Source organism: Rhodobacteraceae bacterium D3-12 (assembly GCA_025916135.1).
Classification (GTDB): domain Bacteria; phylum Pseudomonadota; class Alphaproteobacteria; order Rhodobacterales; family Rhodobacteraceae; genus JAKGBX01.
Genome location: CP104793.1, coordinates 704,618 through 730,995, shown reverse-complemented (window position 1 = coordinate 730,995; position 26,378 = coordinate 704,618). Strand labels below are relative to the sequence as shown.

General features: G+C 61.9%; 26 protein-coding genes and 3 pseudogenes. 9 read left to right on the top strand and 20 right to left on the bottom strand.

Annotation, left to right across the window (positions count from 1 at the left end; genetic code table 11):
* Positions 1–128: 128 nt before the first annotated feature.
* Entirely contained in the window at positions 129–545 is a 417-nt protein-coding gene (locus N4R57_03645; protein UYV38193.1) for a VOC family protein, read from the bottom strand.
* Between the two features lie 57 nt (positions 546–602).
* A complete protein-coding gene (locus N4R57_03640; GenBank protein UYV38192.1) occupies positions 603–2,879 on the bottom strand; it encodes an adenosylcobalamin-dependent ribonucleoside-diphosphate reductase in 2,277 nt (758 codons plus the stop codon).
* 173 nt (positions 2,880–3,052) lie between these two features.
* Here N4R57_03640 and N4R57_03635 point away from each other — a divergent pair, with 173 nt between their 5' ends.
* Positions 3,053–3,487, top strand: a complete 435-nt coding sequence (locus N4R57_03635; protein UYV38191.1) for a DUF1489 domain-containing protein — start codon at positions 3,053–3,055, stop codon at positions 3,485–3,487.
* A 403-nt stretch (positions 3,488–3,890) separates the two neighbouring features.
* Here N4R57_03635 and hisG read toward each other — a convergent pair whose 3' ends face one another.
* From hisG to hisS, 3 genes are read right to left on the bottom strand one after another with little or no spacing between them, the layout of a single operon-like run.
* The gene (hisG, locus tag N4R57_03630; GenBank protein UYV38190.1) at positions 3,891–4,586 is read right to left on the bottom strand and encodes an ATP phosphoribosyltransferase; all 696 of its coding nucleotides are present in this window, start codon (positions 4,584–4,586) and stop codon (positions 3,891–3,893) included.
* Positions 4,583–5,671, bottom strand: a complete 1,089-nt coding sequence (locus N4R57_03625; protein ID UYV38189.1) for an ATP phosphoribosyltransferase regulatory subunit — start codon at positions 5,669–5,671, stop codon at positions 4,583–4,585. The genes hisG and N4R57_03625 overlap by 4 nt, the downstream gene beginning before the upstream one ends.
* Position 5,672: 1 nt before the next feature.
* Positions 5,673–7,169 (bottom strand): histidine--tRNA ligase, encoded by a 1,497-nt coding sequence (gene hisS, locus N4R57_03620; protein ID UYV38188.1) that lies wholly within the window; start codon positions 7,167–7,169, stop codon positions 5,673–5,675.
* Between the two features lie 131 nt (positions 7,170–7,300).
* On the opposite strand from hisS, the gene N4R57_03615 reads away from it, so the two are divergent.
* A complete protein-coding gene (locus N4R57_03615; GenBank protein ID UYV39504.1) occupies positions 7,301–7,498 on the top strand; it encodes a SlyX family protein in 198 nt (65 codons plus the stop codon).
* A 45-nt stretch (positions 7,499–7,543) separates the two neighbouring features.
* On the opposite strand, the gene N4R57_03610 is transcribed toward N4R57_03615, so the two are convergent.
* Positions 7,544–8,812: an alpha/beta fold hydrolase gene (locus tag N4R57_03610; protein UYV38187.1), complete on the bottom strand. Its 1,269-nt coding sequence runs from the start codon at positions 8,810–8,812 to the stop codon at positions 7,544–7,546.
* Positions 8,813–8,950: 138 nt separating this feature from the next.
* Between N4R57_03610 and N4R57_03605 the strand changes: the two genes are divergently transcribed.
* Positions 8,951–9,181, top strand: a complete 231-nt coding sequence (locus N4R57_03605; GenBank protein ID UYV38186.1) for a hypothetical protein — start codon at positions 8,951–8,953, stop codon at positions 9,179–9,181.
* Between the two features lie 106 nt (positions 9,182–9,287).
* Here the strand turns inward: N4R57_03605 and N4R57_03600 are convergent, their stop codons facing one another.
* Complete coding sequence (locus tag N4R57_03600; protein ID UYV38185.1) at positions 9,288–10,211, bottom strand: hypothetical protein; 924 nt, start codon at positions 10,209–10,211, stop codon at positions 9,288–9,290.
* Between the two features lie 221 nt (positions 10,212–10,432).
* Here N4R57_03600 and N4R57_03595 point away from each other — a divergent pair, with 221 nt between their 5' ends.
* The 3 genes from N4R57_03595 to N4R57_03585 are packed head-to-tail and all read left to right on the top strand — an operon-like array spanning position 10,433 to position 11,784.
* Entirely contained in the window at positions 10,433–10,978 is a 546-nt protein-coding gene (locus N4R57_03595; protein UYV38184.1) for a MarR family transcriptional regulator, read from the top strand.
* A gap of 55 nt (positions 10,979–11,033) precedes the next feature.
* Positions 11,034–11,441: a hypothetical protein gene (locus tag N4R57_03590; protein ID UYV38183.1), complete on the top strand. Its 408-nt coding sequence runs from the start codon at positions 11,034–11,036 to the stop codon at positions 11,439–11,441.
* Between the two features lie 13 nt (positions 11,442–11,454).
* A complete protein-coding gene (locus N4R57_03585; GenBank protein ID UYV38182.1) occupies positions 11,455–11,784 on the top strand; it encodes a hypothetical protein in 330 nt (109 codons plus the stop codon).
* A 362-nt stretch (positions 11,785–12,146) separates the two neighbouring features.
* Here N4R57_03585 and N4R57_03580 read toward each other — a convergent pair.
* From N4R57_03580 to N4R57_03570, 3 genes and pseudogenes are all read right to left on the bottom strand, one after another.
* A pseudogene (locus N4R57_03580) lies at positions 12,147–13,518 on the bottom strand (glutamate--cysteine ligase).
* Positions 13,519–13,580: 62 nt separating this feature from the next.
* Positions 13,581–14,108: a hypothetical protein gene (locus N4R57_03575; protein ID UYV38181.1), complete on the bottom strand. Its 528-nt coding sequence runs from the start codon at positions 14,106–14,108 to the stop codon at positions 13,581–13,583.
* Positions 14,105–14,833, bottom strand: a complete 729-nt coding sequence (locus N4R57_03570) for a 16S rRNA (uracil(1498)-N(3))-methyltransferase (protein ID UYV38180.1) — start codon at positions 14,831–14,833, stop codon at positions 14,105–14,107. The genes N4R57_03575 and N4R57_03570 overlap by 4 nt, the downstream gene beginning before the upstream one ends.
* A gap of 12 nt (positions 14,834–14,845) precedes the next feature.
* Here N4R57_03570 and ubiA point away from each other — a divergent pair, with 12 nt between their 5' ends.
* The 3 genes from ubiA to N4R57_03555 are packed head-to-tail and all read left to right on the top strand — an operon-like array spanning position 14,846 to position 18,146.
* A complete protein-coding gene (gene ubiA / locus N4R57_03565) occupies positions 14,846–15,829 on the top strand; it encodes a 4-hydroxybenzoate octaprenyltransferase (GenBank protein UYV38179.1) in 984 nt (327 codons plus the stop codon).
* A gap of 60 nt (positions 15,830–15,889) precedes the next feature.
* Positions 15,890–17,833, top strand: coding sequence for an OmpA family protein (locus tag N4R57_03560; protein ID UYV38178.1), 1,944 nt, complete (start codon positions 15,890–15,892; stop codon positions 17,831–17,833).
* Positions 17,820–18,146, top strand: a complete 327-nt coding sequence (locus N4R57_03555) for a hypothetical protein (protein ID UYV38177.1) — start codon at positions 17,820–17,822, stop codon at positions 18,144–18,146. The genes N4R57_03560 and N4R57_03555 overlap by 14 nt, the downstream gene beginning before the upstream one ends.
* 52 nt (positions 18,147–18,198) lie before the next feature.
* On the opposite strand, the gene N4R57_03550 is transcribed toward N4R57_03555, so the two are convergent.
* The 10 genes and pseudogenes from N4R57_03550 to N4R57_03505 form a co-directional block, all read right to left on the bottom strand.
* Positions 18,199–19,377, bottom strand: a complete 1,179-nt coding sequence (locus N4R57_03550; GenBank protein UYV38176.1) for a winged helix DNA-binding domain-containing protein — start codon at positions 19,375–19,377, stop codon at positions 18,199–18,201.
* Between the two features lie 89 nt (positions 19,378–19,466).
* On the bottom strand, positions 19,467–19,760 hold the full coding sequence (locus N4R57_03545) for an SCP2 sterol-binding domain-containing protein (protein ID UYV38175.1): 294 nt from the start codon (positions 19,758–19,760) through the stop codon (positions 19,467–19,469).
* Positions 19,761–19,831: 71 nt separating this feature from the next.
* Positions 19,832–20,275 (bottom strand): molybdenum cofactor biosynthesis protein MoaE, encoded by a 444-nt coding sequence (locus tag N4R57_03540; protein UYV38174.1) that lies wholly within the window; start codon positions 20,273–20,275, stop codon positions 19,832–19,834.
* A 3-nt stretch (positions 20,276–20,278) separates the two neighbouring features.
* Positions 20,279–20,525 (bottom strand): annotated as a pseudogene (gene moaD, locus N4R57_03535) (molybdopterin converting factor subunit 1).
* Positions 20,525–21,196, bottom strand: coding sequence for a CDP-diacylglycerol--glycerol-3-phosphate 3-phosphatidyltransferase (gene pgsA, locus N4R57_03530; protein UYV38173.1), 672 nt, complete (start codon positions 21,194–21,196; stop codon positions 20,525–20,527). The pseudogene moaD and the gene pgsA overlap by 1 nt, the downstream one beginning before the upstream one ends.
* Before the next feature lie 189 nt (positions 21,197–21,385).
* Positions 21,386–23,260, bottom strand: coding sequence for an excinuclease ABC subunit UvrC (uvrC, locus tag N4R57_03525; protein ID UYV38172.1), 1,875 nt, complete (start codon positions 23,258–23,260; stop codon positions 21,386–21,388).
* 313 nt (positions 23,261–23,573) lie between these two features.
* Positions 23,574–24,356, bottom strand: coding sequence for an SDR family oxidoreductase (locus N4R57_03520; protein UYV38171.1), 783 nt, complete (start codon positions 24,354–24,356; stop codon positions 23,574–23,576).
* Positions 24,353–25,321 carry a calcium/sodium antiporter gene (locus N4R57_03515; GenBank protein ID UYV38170.1) on the bottom strand — a complete coding sequence of 323 codons (969 nt, stop codon included), beginning with the start codon at positions 25,319–25,321 and terminating at the stop codon, positions 24,353–24,355. Before N4R57_03515 ends, N4R57_03520 begins: the two co-directional genes overlap by 4 nt.
* A gap of 6 nt (positions 25,322–25,327) precedes the next feature.
* Entirely contained in the window at positions 25,328–25,489 is a 162-nt protein-coding gene (locus tag N4R57_03510) for a hypothetical protein (GenBank protein UYV38169.1), read from the bottom strand.
* A gap of 3 nt (positions 25,490–25,492) precedes the next feature.
* A pseudogene (locus N4R57_03505) lies at positions 25,493–26,287 on the bottom strand (S49 family peptidase).
* Positions 26,288–26,378: the final 91 nt, after the last annotated feature.

The following is a 26,378-nucleotide window of genomic DNA, read 5'->3' as shown; positions in this document are numbered from 1 at the left end:
CCGCGCGCCGCTAAGACCAAAAGAAAACGCCTTCGCTGATCTTCGCGAAGGCGTTTTTTGCATCCTTTAGCCGAACCCAGCTTGCATTTGCCCCATTGCGGCACTCCATCCCGCAATGGGCCTGCCCATCACCCGTCGCGCCCCGGCTGCTCCGGATTGGCCGAAAACAAAGCGATCTTGTTGCCCTGCGGGTCGCGCAAATAGCCGACATAAAACCGCGGCCCATAGGAGGCGCGAAACCCCGGCGCGCCCTCGTCCGCACCCCCCGCCGCCATTGCCGCCGCATGCAGCGCCCGCACCTGCGCCTGCGTGTTGGCCTCAAAAGCAACCATCGCGCCGTTCCCCGCCGTGGCCGGCGCCCCGTCAAACGTCGGCTTCACATAGAAATCCGGCAACACAGGCTCCTGCCCCGGCGCAACAGGCAAAGCAAAGCTCAACCCCTCCGGCCCAACCTCAAGCCCATAGCCAAGCGAAGGCAGAAACGCCGCGTAAAACCGCTCCGCCGCCGCCAAATCATCCGCCCCAACGGTGACATAAGCAATCATCCCGCATGCCCCCTATGCCGCAATCCGGTTAACAGGCCCCGGCTCACACCCGCGCCATCAGCCGCATTTGGAATGGCCACAGCTGGCACAGGTCATGCAGCCCTCGACCATGCGCAGATCATACTGCCCACAGCTCGGACAGGCTTTGCCCTTGGGCGGCCCGTCAAGGTTCACCACATTGGCCTGCGGATCAGCCTTAAGCCCCATCCCCTCGCCCTCGATAAACCCGGTCGCGATCATGTGCCGTTCCAACACGCCACCAATTGCGGCAAGGATGGAGGGAATGTATTTGCCCTGCATCCATGCGCCGCCACGCGGGTCGAACACGGCCTTCAACTCCTCCACCACAAAGCTCACATCACCACCGCGCCGGAACACCGCCGAAATCATCCGGGTCAGCGCCACGGTCCAGGCAAAATGCTCCATGTTCTTCGAGTTGATGAACACTTCAAACGGGCGGCGATGGCCGTTGATAAGGATGTCATTGACCGTCAAATAAATCGCATGCTCGCTGTCGGGCCACTTCAACTTGTATGTCGACCCTTCCAGAGACTGCGGCCGATCCAGCGGCTCGGTCATATAGACCACCTCGCCATCGCTCATCGCGCCTTTGACCTCCTCGGGGGTCTCATCCGCGGCTTCGCTAACGGTCAGCACGCTCCCCGTCACCTCATTCGGACGATAGGTCGTGCAGCCCTTACAGCCGGTCTCATAGGCCTGAATGTAAACATCCTTGAAGGCGTCAAACGAGATATCTTCGGGCACGTTGATCGTCTTGGAAATGCTGGAATCAACCCATTTCTGCGCCGCCGCCTGCATCTTCACATGGTCGCCGGGGGCCAATGTCTGGGCGTTGACGAAATAGTCGGGCAACTCCGCATCGCCAAACTTTTCGCGCCACATCTGCACGGCGTAATCCACCACTTCCTCTTCGGTGCGGCTGCCGTCTTTCTGCAAAACCTTGCGGGTATAGGCATAGGCAAACACCGGCTCGATCCCGGAGGAAACATTCCCGGCATAGAGCGAGATCGTTCCCGTCGGCGCGATGCTGGTCAGCAATGCGTTGCGAATGCCATGGTCGGCAATCGCATCGCGCACATCCGCATCCATCGCCTGCATGGCGCCGCTTTCAAGGAACTTCTCGGCGTCAAACAACGGGAAGGCGCCCTTCTCACGGGCCAAGTCGACCGACGCCAGATAGGCGGCGCGCGCAATCGCCTTCAACCACGCCTCGGCCTGTGCTGCGGCCTCGTCAGAGCCATAGCGCAAACCGACCATCAACAACGCATCGGCAAGGCCGGTAACCCCAAGTCCGATCCGCCGCTTGGCCGCCGCCTCCTGCGCTTGCTGCTCAAGCGGGAAGCGGCTTGCGTCAACCGTGTTGTCCATCATCCGAACGGCGGTGGCGACCAAATCGCCCAGCGCGGCCTCGTCCAACTTGGCCCCCGCCTCGAACGGGGTCTCGACCAAACGCGCAAGGTTGATCGACCCCAACAGACACGCGCCATAGGGCGGCAACGGCTGCTCGCCACAAGGGTTCGTGGCGGCAATATCTTCACAGTAATTCAGGTTGTTCATCGCGTTGATCCGGTCGATGAAAATTACCCCCGGCTCGGCGTATTCATAGGTCGCCTGCATGATGCGGTTCCACAGATCGCGCGCCTCGACAGTGTGATACACCTTGTCGCCAAAGCGCAAATCCCATGTCCCTCCGGCCTTGACCGCAGCCATGAAATCATCCGTCACCAGCACGCTCATGTTAAACATCCGAAGCCGCGCCGGATCCTGCTTGGCACTGATGAAATCCTCGATGTCGGGATGGTCACAGCGCATCGTCGCCATCATCGCGCCGCGCCGACTTCCCGCGCTCATGATGGTGCGGCACATCGCATCCCATACATCCATAAACGAAAGCGGCCCGCTGGCATCCGCCGCCACCCCGGTCACATCCGCGCCACGCGGCCGGATGGTGCTGAAATCATAGCCGATCCCGCCCCCCTGCTGCATGGTCAAAGCGGCCTCTTTCAACATGTCGAAAATGCCACCCATACTGTCGGGTATCGTGCCCATGACGAAACAGTTGAACAACGTCACACTGCGCCCGGTGCCCGCCCCGGCGGTGATCCGCCCGGCTGGCAGGAACTTGAAATCCTCCAACGCACTGTAAAACCGGTCTTCCCAGAGCTTCGGGTCGTTTTCAACGGTCGCCAGCGCGCGCGCGATGCGCCTCCAACTGTCCTCGACACTCTGATCAACCGGCGTGCCATCGGCGTCTTTGAGGCGGTATTTCATATCCCAAATTTGCTCGGCAATAGGGGCAGCGAAACGAGTCATCTGTTGGCTCCGGTCTGTGGCTGGTGCAGGGGTATGAAACTAACGGGTCGGCGCGCGCGTTTAAACAGAAATCGGCCGCCACTGCCAACAAGTTATGCGCCGTGTGCGCAAAAGCACGGGTGGCAGAATCGCGGGAAGAGCTATAACCTACCACATATAGGGGCACGGAACAATTGACGAACAAGATAACCCATCTCATCAAACTCTCTGTCGGCACCGATTCGGTCGACACCCTTGCCGCATGGCAGGCAAGCCGCGCCGCCCAAAGCCCCGACGGCCTGCCCCGCCACGTCACCCGCATGTGGCCCAAACGCGAGGCCGAAGTCCTCGCTGGCGGGTCGATCTTCTGGGTCATCAAAGGCGCGATCCAATGCCGCCAACGCGTGCTGCGCTTTGACGAGGTAACGGGCGAGGACGGCATCCGCCGCTGCGCCTTCGTGCTCGACCCCGAACTGGTGCCCACGGCTTCGGCGCTCAAACGCCCGTTCCAAGGCTGGCGCTACCTCGCCCCCGCCGACGCGCCACCCGACCTCGCCACCCCACGCGCCGACGACGACGCTCTGCCTGCAGAACTCTCAGCCAAACTCGCCGAAATCGGTGTGCTCTGACCAGCCCTTCATCTGACCGGAAATATCCCGGGGGCGTGGGGGCTGGCCCCCACTTATACCAGCGTGTGGGGGCCAGCCCCCACTAATAACAGAGTGTGTCGCACCAGAGGCGCGCCTCAAACCTGCCTAGCCCCCACTCGAACCTCCAAAGCCCCGGCAAAACTGCGCGCAATACCAAACAGCCACGTCACCTTCTCGGGTTGCGCCGCGCTACGCGCGTCGCCGGGGGCCTCGCTTCGCTCGGCCTTGGTGTTTGCTGCATAGGGCGCGTGCTCATTTTGAGCGGCGGCGCAGGCGGATGGTTTGAGGATTGGGTATTTGACCCATTAAAGAAAACTGGAGCTGATCCGAATTGGTAGCGCGTGCAAAACCGCGGCCTCAAAAACGCGCGGCCTGACGCTCCTCACGCCACGCCGAGCATATCCTTGAGCGTTGCCATCACGGCGCGGTCGGCCTTGCTACACTCGCCATCGCGGGCGCGAAACAGCGTGGCTTGCGACTTTAACACCAGCCCGTCTTCCAGCACCTTGAGGTGGTTAGCCCTAAGCGTATCGCCGGTCGAGGTGATGTCGGCCACCGCCTCGGCGGTTTCGTTCTTTACTGTGCCTTCGGTCGCGCCTTGACTGTCGATCAGCTGATAGTCGGCGACCCCATTGTCACGCAGGAAGTCACGCACCAGCCGGTGGTATTTCGTCGCGATCCTGAGCCGGAAACCATGGTGCGCCCGAAACGCCGCCGCCGCCGCATCCAGATCGTCAAGCATATCGACATCAACCCAGGCATTCGGCACCGCGATGATCAAATCGGCATGGCCAAAGCCAAGCGGCGCCAGCTCTTCGACCTGACGCTCCCAACCGCCGAGTTTTTCGCGCACAAGGTCGGTCCCCGTGACGCCAAGGTTGATCCGCCCCGCCGCCAGCTCGCGCGGGATTTCCCCGGCAGAGAGCAGCACCAGCTCGACCCCGTCGATCCCCTCGACCGCGCCGGAATATTCGCGGTCCGATCCCGCCCGCGACAGCCCGATGCCGCGCTTGGAGAACCAGTCAAAGGTCTTCTCCATCAACCGCCCCTTGGAGGGCACGCCCAGCTTGATCGTCATGCCAACCCCTCCGCAAGCTCCAGCATCAACCCGGGGCGCAGCACACCCCCGACCGCCGGGATCTCGCGCCCGTGCCCCAGTTGCCGGGTCAGCGCGTCATAGCGCCCACCCGTGGCCACCGGCGGCAAATCGGGCCGCGCCTCGGCGTAAAAGCCGAACACAAAGCCGTCGTAATATTCCATCTGCGTGCGCCCATAAGACGCCTCGAAATCGAGCCGCGCCACATCCACGCCGCGTGCCTCCAACGCCTCGCCGCGCGCTGCAAGCCGCTCAACCGCGCCTTGGATGGCGGGCATATCGACCGCAATGTCGCGCAACCGCTCCAGCGCATAGGGCATCGTTTCGCGCACCGCCAGCAGCGCCTCCATCAGGTCGACCTCTCCTGCTGCCAACGCGGGCATCGCCGCATCCTCGCGCAGCGCCTCGATCCGCGCCTCCACCTCGGCGCGGCTGCGCAGGCCGATGTCCGGCCCGGCACTCGCAAACGGCTCTTTCGCCGCCAGCAACGCGACCCGGCTCGCCGGCACCGGCACCCGGCCCGAAAACCGGTCGATCAACGCGCGAAACCGCCGTGGCCGCCAGATGTGGCGCATCAAGGCCGCCTTGCGCCGCGCGCTGGTGTTCAACCCGCCCACGGCCGCCATCAATATGCCGATGTCGCCCGTCGCCGCGCGCACGGGCAACCCTTCCAAGGCCCCTTGGATCAAGGCAAACACCTCGGCATCCGCCGCCGCCGGATTGTCGCGCTCGAACACCTCATAGCCGACCTGAAAATACTCATTGGCGCGCGCCGCGTCGTCCTCCTGACGGCGAAACACCTCACCGGCATAGGTGTATCGCGCCGGCTCTGCGCCGTGGGCCATGTGCATTTCAACCACCGGCACCGTGAAATCCGGGCGCAGCATCTGCTCGCCGCGCAATGCATCCGACGTCACATAGGCCCGCGCGCGAATGTCCTCGCCGTAAAGGTCCAAAAGCACGTCCGCCGGCATCAGGATCGGCGCTTCGATCGGCTGCGCACCCGCCGCCTCGAATATCGCTTTCAGCCGCGCCGCCTCGGCCCGGTTCGCTGCTCTGCGTGGCATATCAACCCGCCTGCCCGTCTAGGATCTTGCGCACTTCACTGACCAGATCACCGCGTGCCACTTCAAACTGGCTCGGGCGCTCTTTCCACTCTTCCAAAGTGGCGTTCTCGGCGATCTTCGCACCAAGGATCAGATCCTTGATCTGCACCTTGCCCGCCTCAAACTCATCACTCCCCGCGATCACCGCAACCGGGCTTTCGCGCTTGTCGGCATATTTCAACTGGTTGCCGAAATTCTTCGGATTGCCAAGGTAAACCTCGGCGCGAATACCGGCTTGGCGCAGCTCTCCCACCATCGCCTGATAGTCGGCCATGCGGGCGCGATCCATCACCGTCACAACCACGGGGCCTTGGGCCTTGGTCTCAATCCGCCCCTTCTCGCGCAGCGCAGCAAGCAGGCGATCAACGCCAATGCTCACCCCCGTCGCCGGCACGGCCTGCCCGGTGAAGCGTTTGACCAGATCGTCATAGCGCCCGCCCCCCGCGACCGAGCCGAACTGGCGCTTGCGCCCCTTCTCGTCGAGGATTTCAAAGGTCAGCTCGGCCTCGTAAACCGGCCCGGTGTAATAGCCAAGACCGCGCACGACCGACGGGTCAATCACGATCCGGTCCGCGCCATAGCCTTGCGCTGCAAGCAAACCGGCGATCTCTTCCAACTCGGCGACGCCCTCGGCCCCGACCGCGCTCTCGCCAATGGCGCGGCGCAGGTTGGCCAATGTCGCCGCATTATCCGCCCCCTTCGAGGTCAGGAACGCAACCACCGGCGCGGCCTGCTCATCGCTCAGACCCACACCGTCAATATAGGCCCCCGACGCATCCAGCCGCCCCTTGCCCAGCAACTCGCGCACCCCGGCCTCGCCAACCTTGTCGAACTTGTCGATAGTGCGCAAAACGGCATCACGCGCCGCGCCTTCGCCAACGCCCATCACCTCCAGAACGCCGTTCAAAACCTTGCGGTTGTTGACCCGCACAATGTAATCCCCGCGCGGAATGCCCACTTCTTCCAGACAATCGGCCAGCATTGCGCAAATCTCGGCGTCCGCCGCCGAGGACGCCGACCCGACAGTATCCGCATCACACTGATAAAACTGGCGAAACCGCCCCGGTCCGGGCTTTTCATTGCGCCACACAGGCCCCATGGCGAACCGCCGATAAGGCGTCGGCAACTCATTGCGATGCTGCGCATAAACCCGCGCCAGCGGCGCCGTCAGATCATAGCGCAGCGCAAGCCAGTCGGCCTTGGCACCCTTGCCGCCCTCGTCATCTTCCTGCCAAGCAAACACGCCCTCATTGGGCCGGTCCACATCGGGCAAAAACTTGCCCAACGCCTCGACCGTCTCGACCGCGCTGCTCTCCAGCGCCTCAAAGCCATAGCGATGATAGACCGCCGCGATTTTTTGCAACATCGCGCTGCGCTCGCTCACTTCCGAGCCGAAATAATCGCGAAACCCCTTGGGCGTGACGGCCTTGGGGCGCGGGGCTTTCTTCTCTTTGGCCATGGGTCGTGTCCTTGACTTGGGTATCGGGCCCGGCGGCGGGCCTCTGCACTTGGCGCAAGCCTCTACCGGATGGGCGGCAAAGGGGCAAGGACGGCCTTGACCCAAAGGCCCTTGGCGCGCATGTAACGCCCATGGAAAAGCTCGAAGAGAAAATCGCCCACCTTGAACGCGTCGTTGATGACCTCAGCGGGATTGTCGCGGCCCAAGCCGACGACATTACAACGCTGCGCCGCCGCGTCGCCGCCCTGATGCGCCGCGAAGGCGAACGCGAAGCCGAAGGCGGCAGCCATGTGTTCGGCGCCAATGACCGGCCACCCCCGCATTACTAAGCCGCGTTACTGACCCGCGTTCCTAAGCCACACGACCAGATCAAACTACCGATCAGGCGACCGCTCCAGAAACGCCAGCGTCGCCGCAACGAACTCCGCCCATGACGGACAGGATTGCACGAAGATATGGTTGTTCGTCTCCAGCACCTTCAATTCCGCATTCGCAATGCGCGACGCCAAAAACCGGCCCTGTGACAGCGGGTTAACCGCGTCGTTGCTGGCATGAATGACCAAGGTCGGGGCGCTCACCTGTGGCAACCACTCGGTCACATCCATACGATCCAACACCTGCCGAAGCTGCAATGCCATCTCTGGCGTGGCCGAGGCCTGTTGCGTTGCAACAAGGCTCGCGCGTTCCTCTGGCGTGGCATCGGGACAGAAGATCGCCGTAAACGCCGCCATAAAGGCGCTGTCGGGCTTGCCCCAACCGGCCTTTATCATGGTCAGCATCGCCTCCGCTTCCTCTGCGGTCGCGCCACCTTCTCGCACCATCCGCCCCTGTGCAAACCCGCCATAAAGCACCAAGCGGCTCACCCGCTCAGGGTGCATCGCGGCAAAGCGCACCGCCACGGGCACCCCTTGCGATATGCCCAAGATCGGAAACCGCTCCAACCCCGCCGCATCCGCCACGGCCAGCAAATCATCGCAATATCGCTCAAGATCCAGCGCTCCGGGCGTGCTGTCCGACAGGCCCATCCCGCGCATGTCATAGCGCACCAGCCGATGCACCCGCCCCAGCGCATGCAGAAACGGGCGAAAGACCGACCCCTGCCAATCCACCTCTAGATGGCTCAGAAAATGCCCCGCTCTCAGCAACGGCGGCCCCTCGCCGGAAATGGCATAAGCAATGCCGGTGCCATCGCGGGACGTGGTAAAGCGGATGGTCTGGCGCTGCTCCGGCCCCTCTTGTTCGGCCCCCGCTTCACACCCTGCATCACCCCGTGCGTCACCCGCTGGCTGGCCCGCCTCCCGCGTCGCGCTGCCCTCCGTCACGACCTCCGCCACCATCTCGAACCCCCGGCGCGTGATGGTGCGAATGATCGCCTGTCGCTTGCCATCATCGCCCACCGCCTTGCGGGCCGCATTGATCCGCGCGCTGATCGTCGCCTCCGACACGATCCGCCCGCCCCAGACCACATCAATCAAGTGATCCTTGCTCACCAACTGCCCGGCATTCTCCGCCAACAGGCGCAACAGATCGAACACCTGCGGCTCTACCGGCACATCGACACCGCCACGCACCACCCTGTGCGCCCCGGTGTCCAACACGCAATCGGCAAAGCTATAGCGCATGGCAAAAACCAACTTTCTCAAGAATTTCTGAAAGCATCAGGCGAATCCCAAGGGAAATCAAGAAAATCAAGGGAATCACAAGGGTCTCTCAAGACCGCCTTCAAGCGCGCCTGCCGTGAATTGGCCAAGCTGGGGGCATCACAACGAAAGGACTCTCAGATGACCCAGCAACCCGACTACAAAACCCTCCCCGGCGGCTCGATCGACTATGCCCATTATATCCGCCGCAGCCACGACATCCGCAGCCGCTCCGCCCACGGCGGATTGCGCCGCATCTGGCAAAGTCTCAAATCACTGGGCGTTGCAATAGTCGGCGTTCCAGGACCCGCTCGGCCCAAACACACCCCCACGGCCCCCCGTCCCGTCTTGCGTGCAAACACCATACGATAAAGCAACCCGACGCGCGCTTTGGCGCCCCGTCACGACCAGTCCCACGTAGGGTCAGTCCCGCGTAGGGTGGGGTTTCACCCCACCTTCGCCCACCTGCGGCGAGGGGCTAGCCCTGAACGTCCTTGGCCAAAACCGCCCCGTCGCTCAGCAACAGGTTGGTCCACCCCTGCGCCCCCTCAAACCGGTTATAAAGGCTCAGGAAAACAGTGCCCTTCTCCATCCGCGACACCTTCGCGCCACAGGGCTTGGTCCGGCTCACGCCACAGACCTTCGACTTGACCTTCTCATAGGCCTTGTCGGTCGGCTTCTTGCTCCGCGCCTTTACCGGCAGGGTATAGCGCAGCGATTCATACATGCCCGCCGTCCCGAACACCGCCAAAGCGGCGGTAAACTGGCGCGGACAGCCATCCTTGAACCCGGTGACATAGAAGGTATGCAGCCCCACATTCCCCGGTGCCGAGTCAAAAACCCGGTATTTCGTGCCGCGTTCGGGGTATTTCGACACTTCCTTGCCCAGTTGCCCGCGCTTCATGTGACAGGCCCGCGCGATCTCGCCAAACGGCAAAACCTCGCCCGCGGCCACCTCCCGCGCGTCCGGCCCGCTCAACACCTTCGCCTTGCGACTGCCAAACAATCCGCCGCCCCGTTTGCCCTCGGGCTCCGGCGTCAGCACAACTTTCTCAACCTTTGCATCCGCCGCGGCCCCCGTGCCCGTGCCCGTTCCCACAACTTGCCCCGTCGCAGAGGCGCCCTCCTCTGGCGCCTCCGCTTTAGGGCCGGTCCCTGATGTGGTGTCTTTTGCGGGTTCCAACCCAGACCCCGGCGCAACCTCCCGTTTGCGCATGAGCCTCTGGAACAGGGTCGCGTTCTGATCGGTCTCGATCGGAGCGGCAACCGCTTCCACCACAGGGGACGGGCCAACCACGTCAACCTCGTCAATCTTCTTGACCCCGGCGAGCGGATCACCAGCACAGCCAGACAAGATCATCGCCCCGGCAAGGCCGGACAGACTAAATGTTGTTCTGAGCAAAACGCGCTCCCCGGATCAGACCCAAGCGTCTTAACCGAACCTTAACTTTCGGTCCAGAGCTTCGCGCCAAACGGCGATTTTCGGCAAAACTCTGCGCCCCCTGTCGGCTCGCTCATGGGGGAAAGTGCTTGGGGGAAAACGCTTGTGGGAATGTGCTTGCCACCGCCACTCCCTTCTGTTATTTCTGTCATTACAGAAACTAACGACAGGCGACTCACCCGATGCACCTCTCCCCCGCCATGCAAGACTTCATTCTCCACTGGGGAGAGATGGGCACCAAATGGGGCGTCAACCGGTCCGTGGCGCAAATCCACGCGCTGCTGCACATCGCGCCCGACCCGATGACCGCCGAAGACATCTGCGATACGCTCAACCTCGCTCGCTCCAATGTGTCAACGGCGCTGAAAGAGCTGCAGTCGATGGACATCGTCAAACCCACCCGCAAACTGGGCGACCGGCGCGACCATTTCACCTCGATCCGCGATATGTTCGACCTTGTGAATGCCGTCGTCGCAAGCCGGCGCGCGCGTGAATTCTCTCCCACCCTCGCGGCCCTGCACCATGTCTCGGCCGATGCCAAAACCGATGGCACTCCCGATCACGTCCAAACCCGCCTCGACGAAACACTTGCCACCATGCAGATGTTTGACGACTGGTATAGCGAGATTTCCCGCATCCCGCGCGGCACCCAACTTACGCTCCTCAAACTCGGCGCAAAAATCGCCCGCTTCCTGCCCGGCTCTAAATCAGGGGGCAAATCCGGCTGATCCCTTTTTTTGCCCATAAATTTCGGAGATTACAGAAATGACCGTAGCTACCAGAATGTTCCGACCCCCGCCCAGCCCCCTGCTCTGGTCAACCCGCCCGGTCAGCATGATCGCCTTCTTTGCCGCCCTGCTCCTCGCGCCGCTGATCGTCGGCATTCTCGGGGCACCGCTCTATCTCATTTCGATGCTGGCGCTGCTCTTTGGCCTGCCGGTCTATCTCCTGCTCGGCGCGCCGGTCATGTTCTGGATGCTCTGCCGCGGCGAGCGCCGCAAATCCGCCTTCGCCGTCGCCGGAGTCCTGCTCAATTCCACCTTCGTGATCGGCCTCTATATCGCTTACCCCGACTCGAATGGGCTTGGCATCTTCTACCTCCTGTTCGGCACCGCGTTCGCGCCGATCTGGGCCGCCACTTTCACCGCGCTTTACAAGCGTTTTACCCGCAATTCGAACATCTACGCCTGAAAGGAGGCCTCTCATGTTCTTCGCAGCCCTCACCTACCTCATCCTCGCCCTCTTCGCCCTCGCGGCGCTATCCGTGATGATCCTGCGCATCGGCGCGATGATGTCGGAATGTCGCGGCACCCCCGCCGCCCGCACTGCCGCCGTGACCATCGCCACCGGCTATGGCGCGATCGGCTTCGGCTTCGTGCTCATCGCAGCGGCCGGCCTTGCGATGTTCAGCGACACACCCGTCATCGGCCTGCTTCTGACCAGCGGCTTTGTCGCGCTCTGCCTCGGCCTCGGGTTCTCGCAAGCCATCACCACCCTGCGCGCCGTGCTGGACCCGCCGGCAAAAGCGGCCTAAACGACGACCCCGGCCCGAACAGCGCCGAAGGCGCGGGGCCAGCGCCTGCCCGTCCCGGCGGGCAGGCGCTTTGGCAAAGTTTCAGATCCGCTCAGACGTCGCGATGATCTGGCAAGATAAACTGCCCCACAGCAACCTAAGATGCGCCACCCCACGGGCAGGCGCTGGCCCCTTTCACCACCCAAGGGCTACGCAAACCTTACCCCACCGCACGCCCCCCGATTAACGCTTTCACGCCAATTCGGGCCGCGCACCACCCGGCAGCCGGATGTCAGCCGAGAGCCAGCCGAATGTCACCCCCCCAAATCGGGCGACAAACCGCGTTCATCAAGATTAATTTCGCTTAATCTCCGCTTAACGGATCAATAGCTGTAATCAGCGTAAATCCGGCTCAGATCGCCATTCCAATCGCCGTGAAACCGCTCCAGCAATTCGTCCGCCGGAACCTTCCCGTCGGTCACGGAATCATCCAAAGCATGCAGGAAATGCCGCTCGTCCGGGATCATGCCCCCGGCGCCGGGGCGTGCCCGCGCCCGCAGACCCTCGCGCGCGATATTCAGCACCTCACGCGCAAGCGGTTGCATCTTGATGTCGCCCACTACCGCCTGCAAGCCGTCCTCGCTCGCCGCCACGCGCAACGCTTCGCGCGTTTCTGCGTCCCAATCCTTCACAAGGTCCCCACGCCGCGTCCAAAGCGCCCTGATCATAGGTCAACCCGACCCAGAACGCCGGCAGCGCACAAAGCCTGCGCCAAGGGCCACCATCGGCCCCGCGCATCTCCATATATTGCTTGATCCGCGCTTCGGGAAAGGCCGTCGTCAGATGGTCCGCCCAATCCGAAAGGGTCGGAATTTCCCCCGGCAACGCGGGCAATTTCCCCTTCAGGAAATCGCGAAACGACTGTCCCAGCGCGTCGATATACTTGCCATCGCGATAGACGAAATACATCGGCACATCGAGCGCATAGTCGACATAGCGCTCAAACCCCATGCCGTCCTCAAACACGAATGGCAGCATCCCGGTGCGTGCCGCATCCATGTGCCGCCAGATATAGCTGCGCCATGATTTATGGCCGTTCGGCTTGCCTTCCCAGAACGGCGAATTGGCAAACAACGCCACCGCCACGGGCTGCAACGCCAGCGCCACGCGCAGCTTCTTGACCATATCCGCTTCCGAGCCGAAGTCGATATTGACCTGCACCGTCGTCGTGCGGCGCATCATCCAACGCCCTGTTTCGCCTACCTTTTCCATGTAGTCATTCATCAGGCGGTAACGCCCCTTTGGCATCAACGGCATCTCGTCATGGGTCCAGATCGGCGCCGCGCCCAGCCCGATGAACCCCACGCCAATCTCTTCCGAAATCGCTTTGACCTCGCGCAGGTGGGTGTTCACCTCGTCGCATGTCTCGTGGATGGTTTCCAACGGCGCACCCGACAGTTCCAGCGCCCCGCCCGGCTCAAGGCTGACGTTCGCGCCGCCCTTGCTCAACCCGATCAGCTTGCCAGCTTCCTCGACAGGTGCCCAGCCGTGCCGGTCGCGCAACCCTTCCAGCACCGCGAGGATCGAGCGCTCGCCCTCATAGGGCAGCGGCTTCAGCGTGTCCTTGCAATAGCCGAACTTCTCGTGCTCGGTCCCGATGCGCCAATCCTCTTTCGGCTTGCAGCCTTCAACAAGGTATTCGGTCAGCTGTTCGTGCCGTTCGATCGGGCCGCCGCCGGACTGGGGAATGGACATCGCTTGAAACTCCGATCTTTTCGCTCTGTTGGGGGAATCTCTGCGGCTTTGTCCGCAAAGTGTCAATGCAGACGGCGGCGATCTTTCTGCCAGATCACAAAGACGTTGTCGTCGGTTGACCCCGAAGCGGCGATAACCTTGCGATAATCCGCCCCCGGAAAAGCGGCCAACGCATCGAACAACAGCTCGCTTCCCACGGCCGAGGCCGGGATGCGCACCACCTGCCCGCTCGCTTCGTAAAACACCCAGAAGAGATCGTCCTCCACCGGCCCCCTGCTGGTGGTGATAATCTCGATCCGGATGACCGCTGGCAATTCCACAAACGCGCCCTGCGCGGGATTAAGAAAGGTTAACCGCCCCTCATCCAGCTCGATCACACCGGCCCCGCCGCTCCTCGGCTTCACACTGGCCCGCACCGCCCCCGCTCCCATCACCAAAAATCCAATAAAAACAAGGGCTCCGCCGATCATTGGCAAATAACCATAGGTGCCATAAACCAGCGCGATTCCGACCAAAATACTGGCCAATCCGGCCAGTGCCTCGCGCCATCGCCACAGCACCTCACGCACCTCTGGCCGGATAAAACTCAACCCCAATCCCCCAGCCGATCCTGCCACAAAGCCAACGCCGCAACCGCCGCCGTATCCGCCCTCAAAATCCGCGGCCCCAAGGCAACGGGATGGGCAAAATCCAACCCCGCCAGCCGGGCCCGCTCGGCCTCAGAAAACCCGCCTTCCGGCCCAATCAAAATCGCCCATGGCGCATCGACAAGCTCGCTCGGAAGCGTAAAATCGCCCCCCGCCAGCGCCTCATCGCAAAACATCAACTGCCGCCCCTCAGGCCAGTCGCTCAGCACTTTATCTAGCCGCGCCAACTCCTTGACTTCAGGCACGAAAACGCCGCCGCATTGCTCGGCGGCTTCCACCGCATGGGCCTGTAAACGGTCCTGCCGGATACGCTCGGAATTGGTGAAATCGCTCTGCACCGGGCAAATCTTGGCCGCGCCCATTTCGGCGGCCTTTTCGACAATGAAATCGGTCCGCGCCTTCTTGATCGGCGCGAACAAAAGCCACAGATCGGGCGGCGCGACCTGCCCCGCGCTCTCGGCCTTGCACTCCAACGCGCCGCGCCGCTTTCCGGCCTCGACAACCTCGGCCTGCCACTCTCCGTCGCGCCCGTTGAACAGTGCCACAACGTCGCCCAGCCCCAGCCGCATCACCCCAAACAGGTAATGCGCCTGATCGCGCTCCAAAGGAACCGTTTGCGCTGCCCCAAGCGGGTGCTCTACATAAAGCCTGATCTTCGCCTTTTTCATGGGTCCGACCATATGAGCACATCCGACAAGACACCAGACGCCAAAAGCACCGAAAACGGGCAGGTTTCGGATGCCGTCAAAGGCAATTGGGTCGATCACACCGCCCCCGAATGGAGCCGCCCTTATCTGCGCCTGTCGCGCGCTGACCGGCCGATCGGAACGTGGCTTTTGCTGCTGCCGTGCTGGCTGGGTCTGGCGCTGGCGATGCTGCATGACGGCGCGGCGCGCTGGTTTGATCTCTGGATATTCCTGTCCTGTGGGGCGGGTGCGTTTTTGATGCGTGGCGCGGGCTGTACGTGGAACGACATCACCGACCGCGACATTGACGGGCGGGTCGAGCGTACCCGCTCACGGCCTATACCCTCGGGTCAGGTCAGCACCAGACAGGCGGCGGGCTGGATGATCCTCCAAGCCCTGATCGCTTTCGCTATCCTGTTGACTTTTAACATGAATGCGATCCTGCTGGGCGTGCTTTCTCTTGTGCCTGTGGCGGTCTACCCCTTTGCCAAACGCTTTACCTGGTGGCCACAGGTGTTCCTCGGCCTTGCCTTTAACTGGGGCGCGCTCTTGGTATGGACGGCCCATAGCGGCACGCTCGAAACACCGGCGGTCATTCTCTATGTCGCGGGCATCGCATGGACCCTGTTCTATGACACGATCTATGCCCACCAAGACACCGAAGACGACGCGCTGATCGGGGTGAAATCCACCGCCCGGCTGTTTGGGACGCAAACCGCAACTTGGCTGCGTCGCTTTCTTGTCGCCACCGTGTCGCTGCTCGCGCTGGCGATCATCACCGCCATGGTCGGCGCCAATGACAGCCCCCTCGCGCTGTTCATCGCCCTCGCCGGGGCCTGCGCCATGGGCTGGCATATGCACTGGCAGTTGCGCATGCTCGACCTTGACGACAACGCCCGTCTGCTGATGCTGTTTCGCGCCAACCGCGATACGGGGCTGACCCCCCTGCTGTTTTTCGCCGTTGCGCTATTCCTGTGATTGCAACCCGCCGCGCCACGGATTAGATAACAGCACACCGTACGCTAGTCTGCAGGTATCATGCGCCTATCCGCCATCGCCATTATCTCCGGGACGTTCCTCGCCGCTGCCGCAGCGAGCCTTTTCGCCGCCGGCTTTGCCGTCACGATGATCGAAGAAACGTCCGAGTTTGGCGTCCGTGAAGCCCTTGATATCAAAGGCCTCACCTGGGCCGAGGTCCATTCCGACGGGCTTCAGGTTTTCCTCACCGGCACCGCCCCCTCCGAAGCCAACCGCTTTCTTGCGATCTCCACCGCAGGCGAGGTCGTCGATGCCGCGCGGGTGATCGACCGGATGGAAATGGCCGCCGCCAAGAATATCGCGCCACCGCGGTTTTCCGTCGAAATTCTGCGAAATGACGCCGGCATCACGCTTATCGGCCTCGTTCCTGCAACCACAGATCGCGACCGGTTGGTGGCCGATCTCAAACGTCGTTTTGGCGATGATCAGATCGCAGACCTGCTGGATCTGGCCGATTATCCCACGCCCGAAGGCTGGGATCAGGCGCTCGAATACGGGCTGACGTCGCTCAGATCCCTGCCGCGCTCAAAGGTCTCGATTGATGCAAGCACGGTGCGCATCACCGCGATCTCCGACAGCGCCGAAGAGAAACGCAAGCTTCAGAAAACCCTGTCGGACGATATGCCCGAAGGTCTCGCCGTGACGCTCAACATCTCTGCGCCGCGCCCGGTGATCACACCCTATTCGCTGCGTTTTCTTATTGATGACGATGGCGTGCGCTTTGACAGCTGCTCGGCGGATACGCCCGCCGCTCAAACCCGCATCCTCAAAGCCGCCGCCGCCGCAGGTTTCGACGGCAGCGCCCATTGTGTCATCGGCCTTGGCGTGCCTTCGCCCAATTGGGCCAAGGCGGCGGAAATGGCCATCGCCGCGCTGGCCGACATGGGTCAAGGCACCGTGACCTTCGCCGATGCCGACATCACGCTTGTTGCCGCCGAAGGCACCGATCAGGCCAAATTCGACCTGATCGTGGGAGAACTTGAAAACACCCTCCCCGATGTGTTCAGCCTACACGCCGTCCTGCCCAAACCGCCCGAAGCCCAAGGCGACGGCCCGCCCGAATTTGTTGCAACCCTCTCGCCCGAAGGCCTCGTGCAACTGCGCGGCCGGGTCAGCGATGAACTCTCGCGTGACACCACCTACAGCTTTGCACAGGCCCGCTTTGGCTCAACCACGGTGCATAATTCGGCCCGCATCGACGACGCCCTGCCCGGCGACTGGCCGGTGCGCGTGCTCACCGGGCTTGATGCGCTCGCGCATCTCTCCAACGGTGCGGTGACAATCACCCCCGACAACGTGCGCGTGCTCGGCAACACCGGCAACCCCGATGCCAAGGCCGAAATTTCGCGCCTCCTGTCCGAAAAACTGGGCGACGGCAACACCTATGACATCAAGGTGACCTACCAGAAAAAGCTCGACCCCGTTGCGGGCCTGCCCACACCGCAGGAATGCATCGACCAGATCAAAGAGCTTCAGGCGACCCAGAAAATCGCCTTCGAGCCGGGCTCTGACACCATCGACGGCGCCTCGCGCAAAACCGTGGATGCAATTGCCGAGGTGCTCAAGAAATGCGGGCCCATCAAGCTTGAAATCAGCGGCCACACCGACAGTCAGGGCCGCGAAACCATGAACCAACAGCTCAGCCAGGGCCGCGCTCAGGCGGTGCTGAACGGCCTACGTGAACGCCGCGTGCTGACCTCCTCCTTTACCGCCGTTGGCTATGGCGAAAGCAAACCGATCGCCGACAACAAAACCGAAGCCGGCCGCGAAGATAACCGCCGGATCGAGTTTTCGCTGATCCTGCCGGACCCGGTCAAGGAAACCAAAACCACGCTGGAAAGCGTCGAGAAAAAGACCCCCGCTGGCACCGATCAGACCGGCACAGACAAAGACGGCACCGAGCCGCAGGCGAAAGACCAAGGAATTCCTGATGACAAGAACTGAGTTCATCATTGCAACGGCCATCATCCTGTTCGTCGCGTTCTGCACCGGCTGGTTCGCCAATTGGCTGATCCACCGCTTCAGCCGCGTGGCCCGCTCCGATGTCGAAGAGCTTGACCGCATGGCCCGGGAACTCCACGAGGCCGAGGAAACCCGCGATCAGGCGATCACCTATCTGCAACAACGCGAAGCCGAGCTGACCAATCAGCTAAGCCAGACCGAAGCCGAACTCGCCGCCGCCATGGACGGGTTGCGCGACGCCCGCTCCGAAGCCGAAGAAATGCGCGCCCAATACGAGCAATCCCAAAGCGCTTGATCCCAAACGCGCCGCACCCTGCATTAATCCGGCGCGCGCATGCCCCCATCGCCTAACCGCGCAGCAGCTCACCCGCCCCCGTGACCTCCGCCACCCCGGCCAGCCGCTTCAACCGCTCCAACTCCGCCTCCAGCTTGCCTTGCCGTGCGCCGGTCCATTTCACCCCCGGCTCAACCCATGTGCGCATATGCTCCAGCACGCCCTCGGCGCGGGTCGCCTTGGCCTCGATGCGCCCGACAAACCGGTCGCCCTCCAACAACGGGTAAACGTAATACCCCCATTTGCGCTTGGCCGCAGGCACAAACATCTCCACGCGGTATTCAAACCCGAACAGCCGCTCCAAACGCGCACGATCGCGGATCACCGGATCAAACGGGTTGAGAATCCGCAGCCGCGCAGTCGGCTTCTCAACCGCCGCCATTCGCGCCTCAATGTCCGGCATCGCCCAGCCCGCCGTGACGCTGCCATCGGCATTGCCAATCTCCACCGGCACCAATTCCGCCCGCGCCCCGTCCAGCCACGCCTTGGCCTCCTTGGCGCTCATCGCGTCCCAGAACCGCTGAATCTCGCCCTGCGTGCCAAACCCGATCCGCTTCAACGCGGCGCGGCAGAGCCAGTCGATCTGCGCCTCCTCCGCCATCTCGACGCTGCGCAAATCGGCGGGAAACACCCGCTCGGCCAGATTGTAAAACTTGGTAAACCCCTCGCGGTGACAGGTGGCCAATTCGCCCGCATACCACATGTAATCCAGCGCAAGCTTGTGCGGCGGGCGGGTCCACATTTCCTTCTTGCCCTCGATCTTGGTGTCAAACGCATGGGTCGAAAGCGCGCCCTCACGCGCGATCCGCGCCTTGATCTCGGCCCGCCCCTCGGCGTCCGGCATATTCTTCCACCAGCCTGCAGTGACAATCTTCTCGGCCCAGCGCCGGAACTGCCTCTGCCACATCGGCAGAAACTCCATCGGCAGGACGCTGGCGTCATGGGTGAAATGTTCAAACACCTGCCGCTTGCGCAAATGCTTGTCCAACATCGGCTCGCGGTAATTCTGATTGCGCGACCACAGGATGTGGTGATGCGCCCGCGACACGACCTGTATCGTGTCCAGTTGCACCAGCCCCAGATCGTGAATGGTCCGCCCCAGATCAAGCGCCCCCACCGGTGCGCGCGCCAACCCCTGCGCATCCAGCCACAGCCACCGCGCCAAACGGTTGGGAATTTTCAACGGTGTCATATCTGTCGCTGCCCCGCGTTAGGTTCCCCCACGCTAACGCAAAGCGGTCCGCGCCGAAAACCCGGAACCTGCGGATCAGGCGCGCGCCCTCACGCTCCTGTCAGGATTTGACCGACCTTAAGCGCACGTGTCGAGCTGCCCTCAACCCCAAGCTTGCCGGACATGACCGCCATCACCGGGTTCTGCGTGCCGTCCATGATGTTGCGAAACACCGTTTCCGTGGCCTTAAGCGTCACATCAGCCGCACCATCACCAACCCGCGCGCCTGTCTCGTCCAACATGACCACGCCCACATCGGTAATGACCAACTTCGCCGTGCCGCGCAAAATGCCCTTAACTTTCGGCTGCAACACGCTCAGAAATTCTTCGATCACAACTGACATTTTCGCCCCCGGTTTTTCAGGGAACTCTGCGCCGCCACGCGCCCACCGCGCAACCCTGCCTTGGCGTCACCCTACCAGCGTGACAGCGCGTCCTCGTCCTCGCTCTTGGCGGCCACCCATTCGGCCCCATCAGCGGTGAATTCCTTCTTCCAGAAGGGCGCGCGTGATTTCAAATAATCCATCAGGAACTCTGCCCCCTGAAACGCATCCGCCCGGTGCGGCGCGGCGGTGGCGACCATCATGATCATCTCACCGGGCTTCAATCGCCCGAACCGATGGATCACCAACACATCGCCCAATTGAAACCGCGCCGCCGCCTGCTCTGCCTGTTTGGCAAGGGCGCGCTCCGTCATCCCCGGATAATGCTCAATCTCCATCCGGTCGAGCCCGCCACCCACAAGGTCACGCACAATGCCGGTAAAGGTCACAACAGCGCCAATATGCGCGTGCCCTTGGGCGAACCGCTCGGCCTCTGCGCCGAACTCGAACGCCGCCTCCTGAACCCGGATATCCAATGGCTAGCCCCCGGTCATCGGCGGAAAAAATGCCACTTCCCGAACACCCGCCAACGGCGCGTTAAAATCCGAAAGGTCCCTGGTCCAACGCCACACGCAACGCGCTCAGATCGGCAAACGCCGCCGCATACCGCGCCTCGCGCCCGCGCAGCTCTTCAACCAGCTCCGCAACTGTCGCCGCCCCGGTCTCAACCGTTTCGCGCGGCACCCCGATGCGCTCGCGCACCCAAGCAAAGTAAAGCACATCCATCAGCTACCCTCCCGCAAATGCGGCGCGGCCTTGCGCATGTAATCTATGCCCGTCACCAGCGTCAAAACCGCCGCCAACCACAAAAGCGTTACCCCGATGTTGCCCGACCACACCATCGCATCAAACTTCCAGCCAAGCCCCTGCGCGTCGATTTCAACGCCCGTCAACACCGCATCAATCATCGCCTGATCCATCCCAAGCGACGACATAACAAGGTAATGCTCAAACATCCCGTTGGCAAAAAGCACAGCAATCGCAATCATTTGCAGCGTGGTCTTCCACTTGGCCAGCTGGGTCACCTTCAACGTCCCCGCCGTATCCCCAAGGAACTCCCGCAAGCCGGACACAAACACCTCGCGAAACATGATGATCGTCGCCGGAAGCACCAGCCACGGCGTCCATGCCGTGTTGGAATAGCCGCAAATCACCAACAGCGCGATCAACACCATCGCCTTGTCCGCAATCGGGTCCAACATCGTGCCCAGCTTGGTTTCCTGCTTCCACGCCCGCGCCAGATAGCCGTCAAACCAATCCGTCACCGAAGCGCCCACAAACAGGACCAACGCGAACCAATCCGCATAAGGCCTTGTGAAATAGAGAAACATCACCGGCACCATCGGCGCCGCCAACAACCGCAACGCGGTCAGGATATTAGGGATCGTCCATCTCATCGCAAACTATCTAACCTGCTTTTTTCGCTTGGGAAAGAACGTTGATCCCACCCGCACCCGATTGGCGCTAAACGTCCCGGCGCGACACTTCCGTCGCGCCCGCCTTCATCTGACCAAAAATATCCATTTCCCCGCACGCCCAACACGCCGCGCCCGCGTCTCTTCGCGCCCCGCGTGGCCCCCGCGCCGTCACCCATTCTCATGGAAATAATCATAAATCGTCTCCGCCAACGCGCTCGACACCCCGTCCACCGCCTTGAGATCAGCCAGCGCCGCGCGGCTCACCGCCTTGGCCGAGCCGAAATGCGCCAGCAACGCCCGCTTGCGTGTCGCGCCCACGCCCGGCACATCGTCCAACGGCGTCGCCCCCACCGCTTTCGAGCGTTTCGCCCGGTGCGTCCCAATCGCAAACCGATGCGCCTCGTCCCGCATCCGCTGGATGAAATACAGCACCGGATCATTGTGACGCAAAGCAAAGGGCCGCTTACCGCTGCGGTAAAACTCTTCCTTACCGGCGTCCCGGTCCACCCCCTTGGCCACGCCCACCATCGGCAGGTCGCGCACCCCCATCTCGTCCATGATCGACTGCACCGCCGACACCTGCCCGGCGCCACCGTCAATCAACAACAGGTCCGGCCAATGGCCCTCCTTGCGCTCCGGGTCTTCCTTCAGCAATCGCTTGAAACGGCGCATCAGAACCTCTTTCATCATCCCGAAATCATCACCGGGGGTCAGGTCATCGCCCTTGATGTTGAACTTGCGATACTGGTTCTTTTCAAACCCCTCCGGCCCGGCCACGATCATCGCCCCGACCGCATGCGCGCCCTGAATGTGGCTATTGTCATAGACCTCGATCCGCCCCGGCGGCGCCTCAAGGTCAAACGCCTCGGCCACGCCTTTAAGCAGCCTCGCCTGCGTTGCCGTTTCCGCCATTTTGCGCGCCAGACTCTCGCGTGCATTGCGCTCGGCCGACTCGACCAACTCCGCCTTCTCACCGCGCTTGGGCACCAGTATCTCAACCTTGCGCCCCGCCTTCCCGCTCAAGGCGTCCACCATCAAATCCTCGTTCTCAAGAGGATGCGACAACAGCAACAACCGCGGCGGCTCCTTGCCGTCATAAAACTGGCCGATGAAGGCTTCCAAAACCTCCGCCGCCTCAATCCCCTCACCCACACGCGGGTAAAAATCGCGGTTGCCCCAGTTCTGGTTGGCGCGAATGAAAAACACCTGGACACAGGCCTGCCCCTTGTCGAGGTGAAGCGCGATCACATCCGCCTCCGCCGTGCTGCGCGGGTTGATCCCCTGCGCCGTCTGCACCTGAGTCAGCGCCTTGATCCGGTCGCGCAACGCCGCCGCCTTCTCGAACTCCATCGCCTCCGACGCCTGCGCCATCTCTTTGGCCAGCTTTTCTTGGATCTGGGTCGAGCGGCCCTGAAGATAGCGTTCCGCATCGCGCACCGCGTCGCCATACTCCGCCGCGCTCACCTTGCCCACACAGGGCGCAGTGCAGCGTTTGATCTGATATTGCAGACACGGGCGCGTCCGGCTCTCAAACATCGCGTTCGTGCAATTGCGCAGCAAAAACACACGCTGCAATTGTCCCAACGCCCGGTTGACCGCCCCCGCGCTGGCAAAGGGGCCATAGTAACTGCCCTTTTCCTTCTTCGCACCGCGGTGCTTTTTGATCATCGGAAATTCGTGATCCGTGACCAACACATTGGGGAAACTCTTGTCGTCGCGCAAAAGCACATTATAGCGCGGCTTCAACTGTTTGATGAGGTTCTGCTCAAGCAAAAGCGCCTCGGTTTCCGTCCGCGTGGTCAGAAACATCATCGACGCGGTGTCCCGGATCATCCGCGCAATCCGCCCCGAATGCCCCGTCGGTCTGGCATAGCTTGAGACGCGCGCGCGCAGGTTGCGCGCCTTGCCCACGTAGAGCACGGCGTTTTTCGCATCAAGCATCCGGTACACCCCCGGCGAGGCGTCCAATGTCTTGAGGTATCCGGCAATCACCTCATGGCCGGGCTTCCCTTGCGTCACCTTTTCATCGTCGTTCTGCGCCATGTGTCACCGGGTCTGATTCTGTTCTTGGGCTGCAATGTTACTTCGGGCTGCACAAGTTAAAAGGCATCCACCGTTCCTGTGGATAACTCCGTGTGTATCTTTCCGTCGGATCGAAATAATTGTTGTTTTTGGCTGACTTCGCTAATTTGCCTAATTTTTAAGCACATATGTAACCTGTTGAATTTTAACGTTTCTTTTTTGAACACATGGCAAAACATTGAAAACATTAACATTTTCATGACGCTTTGGTAACACATTGCGACGCCGTGCAAAACTTTCACGGCACGGCGAAAAAGATGGCCGGATCGGCCCTTTACTCAGGTCCCAGTATGTCCGGCGTCTGCCAGCCAAGGTGCTGCCCGCCATCCACACAAAGCAACTGCCCGGTCACCGCTGGCGCATCCAGAAAATAGCCCAGAGCGGCGGTAATATCCTGCGGATTAGAGCCGCGCCCAAGCACCGTATTCTCGCGCTGCTGCGCGAAATGCGCGGCGCTCTGGCGCGCGCCTATCATCGTCGGGCCAGGGCCAATTGCATTCACCCGCACATCCGGCGCCAATGCCTGCGCGCTGGTCTGTGTCAGCGCCCAAAGCCCCATCTTTGCAATCGTATACGAGGCAAACTCAGGCGTCAGCTTGCGCACCCGCTGGTCCACCATATTGATCACCAGCGCCTGCGCCATCGGCTCGGCGGCGTCATCGGGCATGGCCTTGGGGGCCTGCGCCGCAAACGCCTGCGTCAACACGAACGGCGCGCGCAGGTTTGACTCGATATGCCGGTCCCAACTGTCGCGCGTGCCCGTGCGGATCGTGTCATACTCAAAGATCGACGCGTTGTTGATCAACACATCCAGCGGCCCGCCCAACGCCTCTGCCGCGCGCCCCACAAGCGGGCTCACCTGCGCCTCGTCCAACAGATCGGCCTGCAAGGCTACGGCGCGCACCCCGCCCTGCTGCACCTCGGCCATCAAGGCTTCGGCCTTGGCCGCGCTGGTGTTGTAATGCACCGCAACGTCATAGCCGCGCTTGGCAAGGTATCGCACCATCGCCGCGCCCAGCCGGTCGCCTCCGCCGGTAACAAGCGCCCGCGCGCTCATACCAGAACCATGAGCACATAGCCGGCATAAAGCGCCGACAAAATGATCCCCCAGACCCGCGTGATGTCCCGTCCAAGAAACACAAACGGGATCAAAAGCAGCGACGCACCCAGCATCACCCAAAGATCAAACCGAAGGAATTCTGCATCCACCGGGATCGGCCCGATCAACGTGGTGATGCCGATAATCGCCAACAGGTTGAACATGTTCGAGCCGATCACATTGCCCAACGCCACATCCGCCTGCTGCCGGATGGCCGCCATCACGGTCGTCGCCAATTCCGGCAACGACGTTCCAACCGCCACAAGGGTCAGGCCGATCACAACTTCCGATACGCCAAACATCCGCGCGATATTCATCGAACTGTCGACCAGCAAATCCGCGCCCAGCGGCAACCCGATCAGGCCAAGCACAAGAAAGACACCGATCTTCCACCACGGCATGTCGGGGTCGGCCCCCTCGATCTCTTCCGCTTCCATGGCCTCCGCTTCGGCAAGGGCAAGGCCCTTCATCTCGCGCCGGTGCCGTTGCGCGTGCAAAAACGCGTCCCCCAACACAAACGCCAGCGCCGCCAGCAAAACGATCCCGGCTTTCCAGTCAAACACCCCGCGGAACGCCAGCGCGATAAACAGAAGGGTCGCGATCAACATGAAAATATAGGTTTTCTTGGTCTCGCAATCCGAAGTGTGCATCGTCGCCAAAAGCGCCGGTATCCCCAGAACAAGCAGTACATTCGCCGTGTTCGACCCCACGACATTGCCCATCGCAATGCCCGGCGCGCCATCATGAATGGCGCTAATGGCAATCAACAACTCCGGCGCCGAGGTCCCGAACGCCACAATGGTCAACGACACAATCAGCGCCGGTATCCCCATTCTCAGGCTCACGTTCACAGCCCCGCGCACAAGGCTGTCGCCCGCAAGCAACAGAATGATCAGGCCAAGCCCGGCATACACCCAATCCATCGCGCTCTATCCTTTGCCACAATCACAAGCGCCGCGCCCAATGCGGAACTTGCCGCATTTCTTACAGCGTTTATTGGCCAGCTTCTTGGCCCCCGGCACGCTCAGCTTGCCGAACATCGCCAACACACCCATGCCCACAAGGAAAAGAACAACAATCTTGGCGATCATGCGCTACAGCCCAAAGCGGGCAAACTGTGCCCGCTCTTCCACTGTGGCCATCGCATCCGCCGCCATCTCTGCGCCAAACCGCTGCATGAACGACCGCTTGCGCCCATAGGGCAAAAGCTTCACGTCCTCGCCATAAAGCTCTTTCAGCTTGGGTTCCATCTGTCCCAGCCCGTCAATCAATCCCAACGCCTCTGCCTTGCCCGCAAGCCAGAATTCACCGCTGAAAATCGCCGGGTGCCTCGGCCAACCGCGCGCCCCGGCTCTGGGTAACATGGTCAATAAACACGCCGTGCATATCGTCCAGAATACCCTTCAACCGCTTCACATCCGCCGGCTTCTCGGGCTGAAACATGTCCAACTGCGACTTCGACTTACCAGCGGTGTAAACCCGCCGCTCGATACCGTGTTTGTTGATAAACTCATGCGCCCCAAACCCGCCGGAAATCACCCCGATTGACCCGACAATCGACGCCGGATCGGCGAAAATATCATCCGCCGCACAGGCCAGCCAATAGCCCCCCGACGCCGCAACATCCTCGACAAAAGCATGCACCGGAATGTCTTTCTCATCGGCCAGCCGCCGGATCCGCCCGGCAATCCGGCTGCTCTGCACCGGGCTTCCCCCGGCGAATTGATCAACAACGCCACCGCGCACGGCCGCCCGCGCCGAAAGGCCCGCTCGATCACCGGGCCCATGGCCTCATCATTCAACGGCATCCGCCCGGTGCCAATGGCCCCTTGCAGGCGAATAACAGCCACACGCGGTGGCGACTTCATAAACGGGATAAAGCGCTTCATGCTAACCCATGTAGAGGCCCGCCCCCCCAGAGACAAGACAGCCCCAGAGAACCGCCGCTTCATCTTTCCAAAAATATCCCCGCCGGAGGCA

Coding starts and splice junctions, on each gene's coding strand:
- N4R57_03645 (UYV38193.1), bottom strand. CDS start 545: ATGATTGCTTATGTCACCGTTGGGGCGGATGATTTGGCGGCGGCGGAG.
- N4R57_03640 (UYV38192.1), bottom strand. CDS start 2,879: ATGACTCGTTTCGCTGCCCCTATTGCCGAGCAAATTTGGGATATGAAA.
- hisG (UYV38190.1), bottom strand. CDS start 4,586: ATGACGATCAAGCTGGGCGTGCCCTCCAAGGGGCGGTTGATGGAGAAG.
- N4R57_03625 (UYV38189.1), bottom strand. CDS start 5,671: ATGCCACGCAGAGCAGCGAACCGGGCCGAGGCGGCGCGGCTGAAAGCG.
- hisS (UYV38188.1), bottom strand. CDS start 7,169: ATGGCCAAAGAGAAGAAAGCCCCGCGCCCCAAGGCCGTCACGCCCAAG.
- N4R57_03615 (UYV39504.1), top strand. CDS start 7,301: ATGGAAAAGCTCGAAGAGAAAATCGCCCACCTTGAACGCGTCGTTGAT.
- N4R57_03605 (UYV38186.1), top strand. CDS start 8,951: ATGACCCAGCAACCCGACTACAAAACCCTCCCCGGCGGCTCGATCGAC.
- N4R57_03595 (UYV38184.1), top strand. CDS start 10,433: ATGCACCTCTCCCCCGCCATGCAAGACTTCATTCTCCACTGGGGAGAG.
- N4R57_03590 (UYV38183.1), top strand. CDS start 11,034: ATGTTCCGACCCCCGCCCAGCCCCCTGCTCTGGTCAACCCGCCCGGTC.
- N4R57_03585 (UYV38182.1), top strand. CDS start 11,455: ATGTTCTTCGCAGCCCTCACCTACCTCATCCTCGCCCTCTTCGCCCTC.
- N4R57_03570 (UYV38180.1), bottom strand. CDS start 14,833: ATGAAAAAGGCGAAGATCAGGCTTTATGTAGAGCACCCGCTTGGGGCA.
- ubiA (UYV38179.1), top strand. CDS start 14,846: ATGAGCACATCCGACAAGACACCAGACGCCAAAAGCACCGAAAACGGG.
- N4R57_03560 (UYV38178.1), top strand. CDS start 15,890: ATGCGCCTATCCGCCATCGCCATTATCTCCGGGACGTTCCTCGCCGCT.
- N4R57_03555 (UYV38177.1), top strand. CDS start 17,820: ATGACAAGAACTGAGTTCATCATTGCAACGGCCATCATCCTGTTCGTC.
- N4R57_03550 (UYV38176.1), bottom strand. CDS start 19,377: ATGACACCGTTGAAAATTCCCAACCGTTTGGCGCGGTGGCTGTGGCTG.
- N4R57_03545 (UYV38175.1), bottom strand. CDS start 19,760: ATGTCAGTTGTGATCGAAGAATTTCTGAGCGTGTTGCAGCCGAAAGTT.
- pgsA (UYV38173.1), bottom strand. CDS start 21,196: ATGAGATGGACGATCCCTAATATCCTGACCGCGTTGCGGTTGTTGGCG.
- uvrC (UYV38172.1), bottom strand. CDS start 23,260: ATGGCGCAGAACGACGATGAAAAGGTGACGCAAGGGAAGCCCGGCCAT.
- N4R57_03520 (UYV38171.1), bottom strand. CDS start 24,356: ATGAGCGCGCGGGCGCTTGTTACCGGCGGAGGCGACCGGCTGGGCGCG.
- N4R57_03515 (UYV38170.1), bottom strand. CDS start 25,321: ATGGATTGGGTGTATGCCGGGCTTGGCCTGATCATTCTGTTGCTTGCG.
- N4R57_03510 (UYV38169.1), bottom strand. CDS start 25,489: ATGATCGCCAAGATTGTTGTTCTTTTCCTTGTGGGCATGGGTGTGTTG.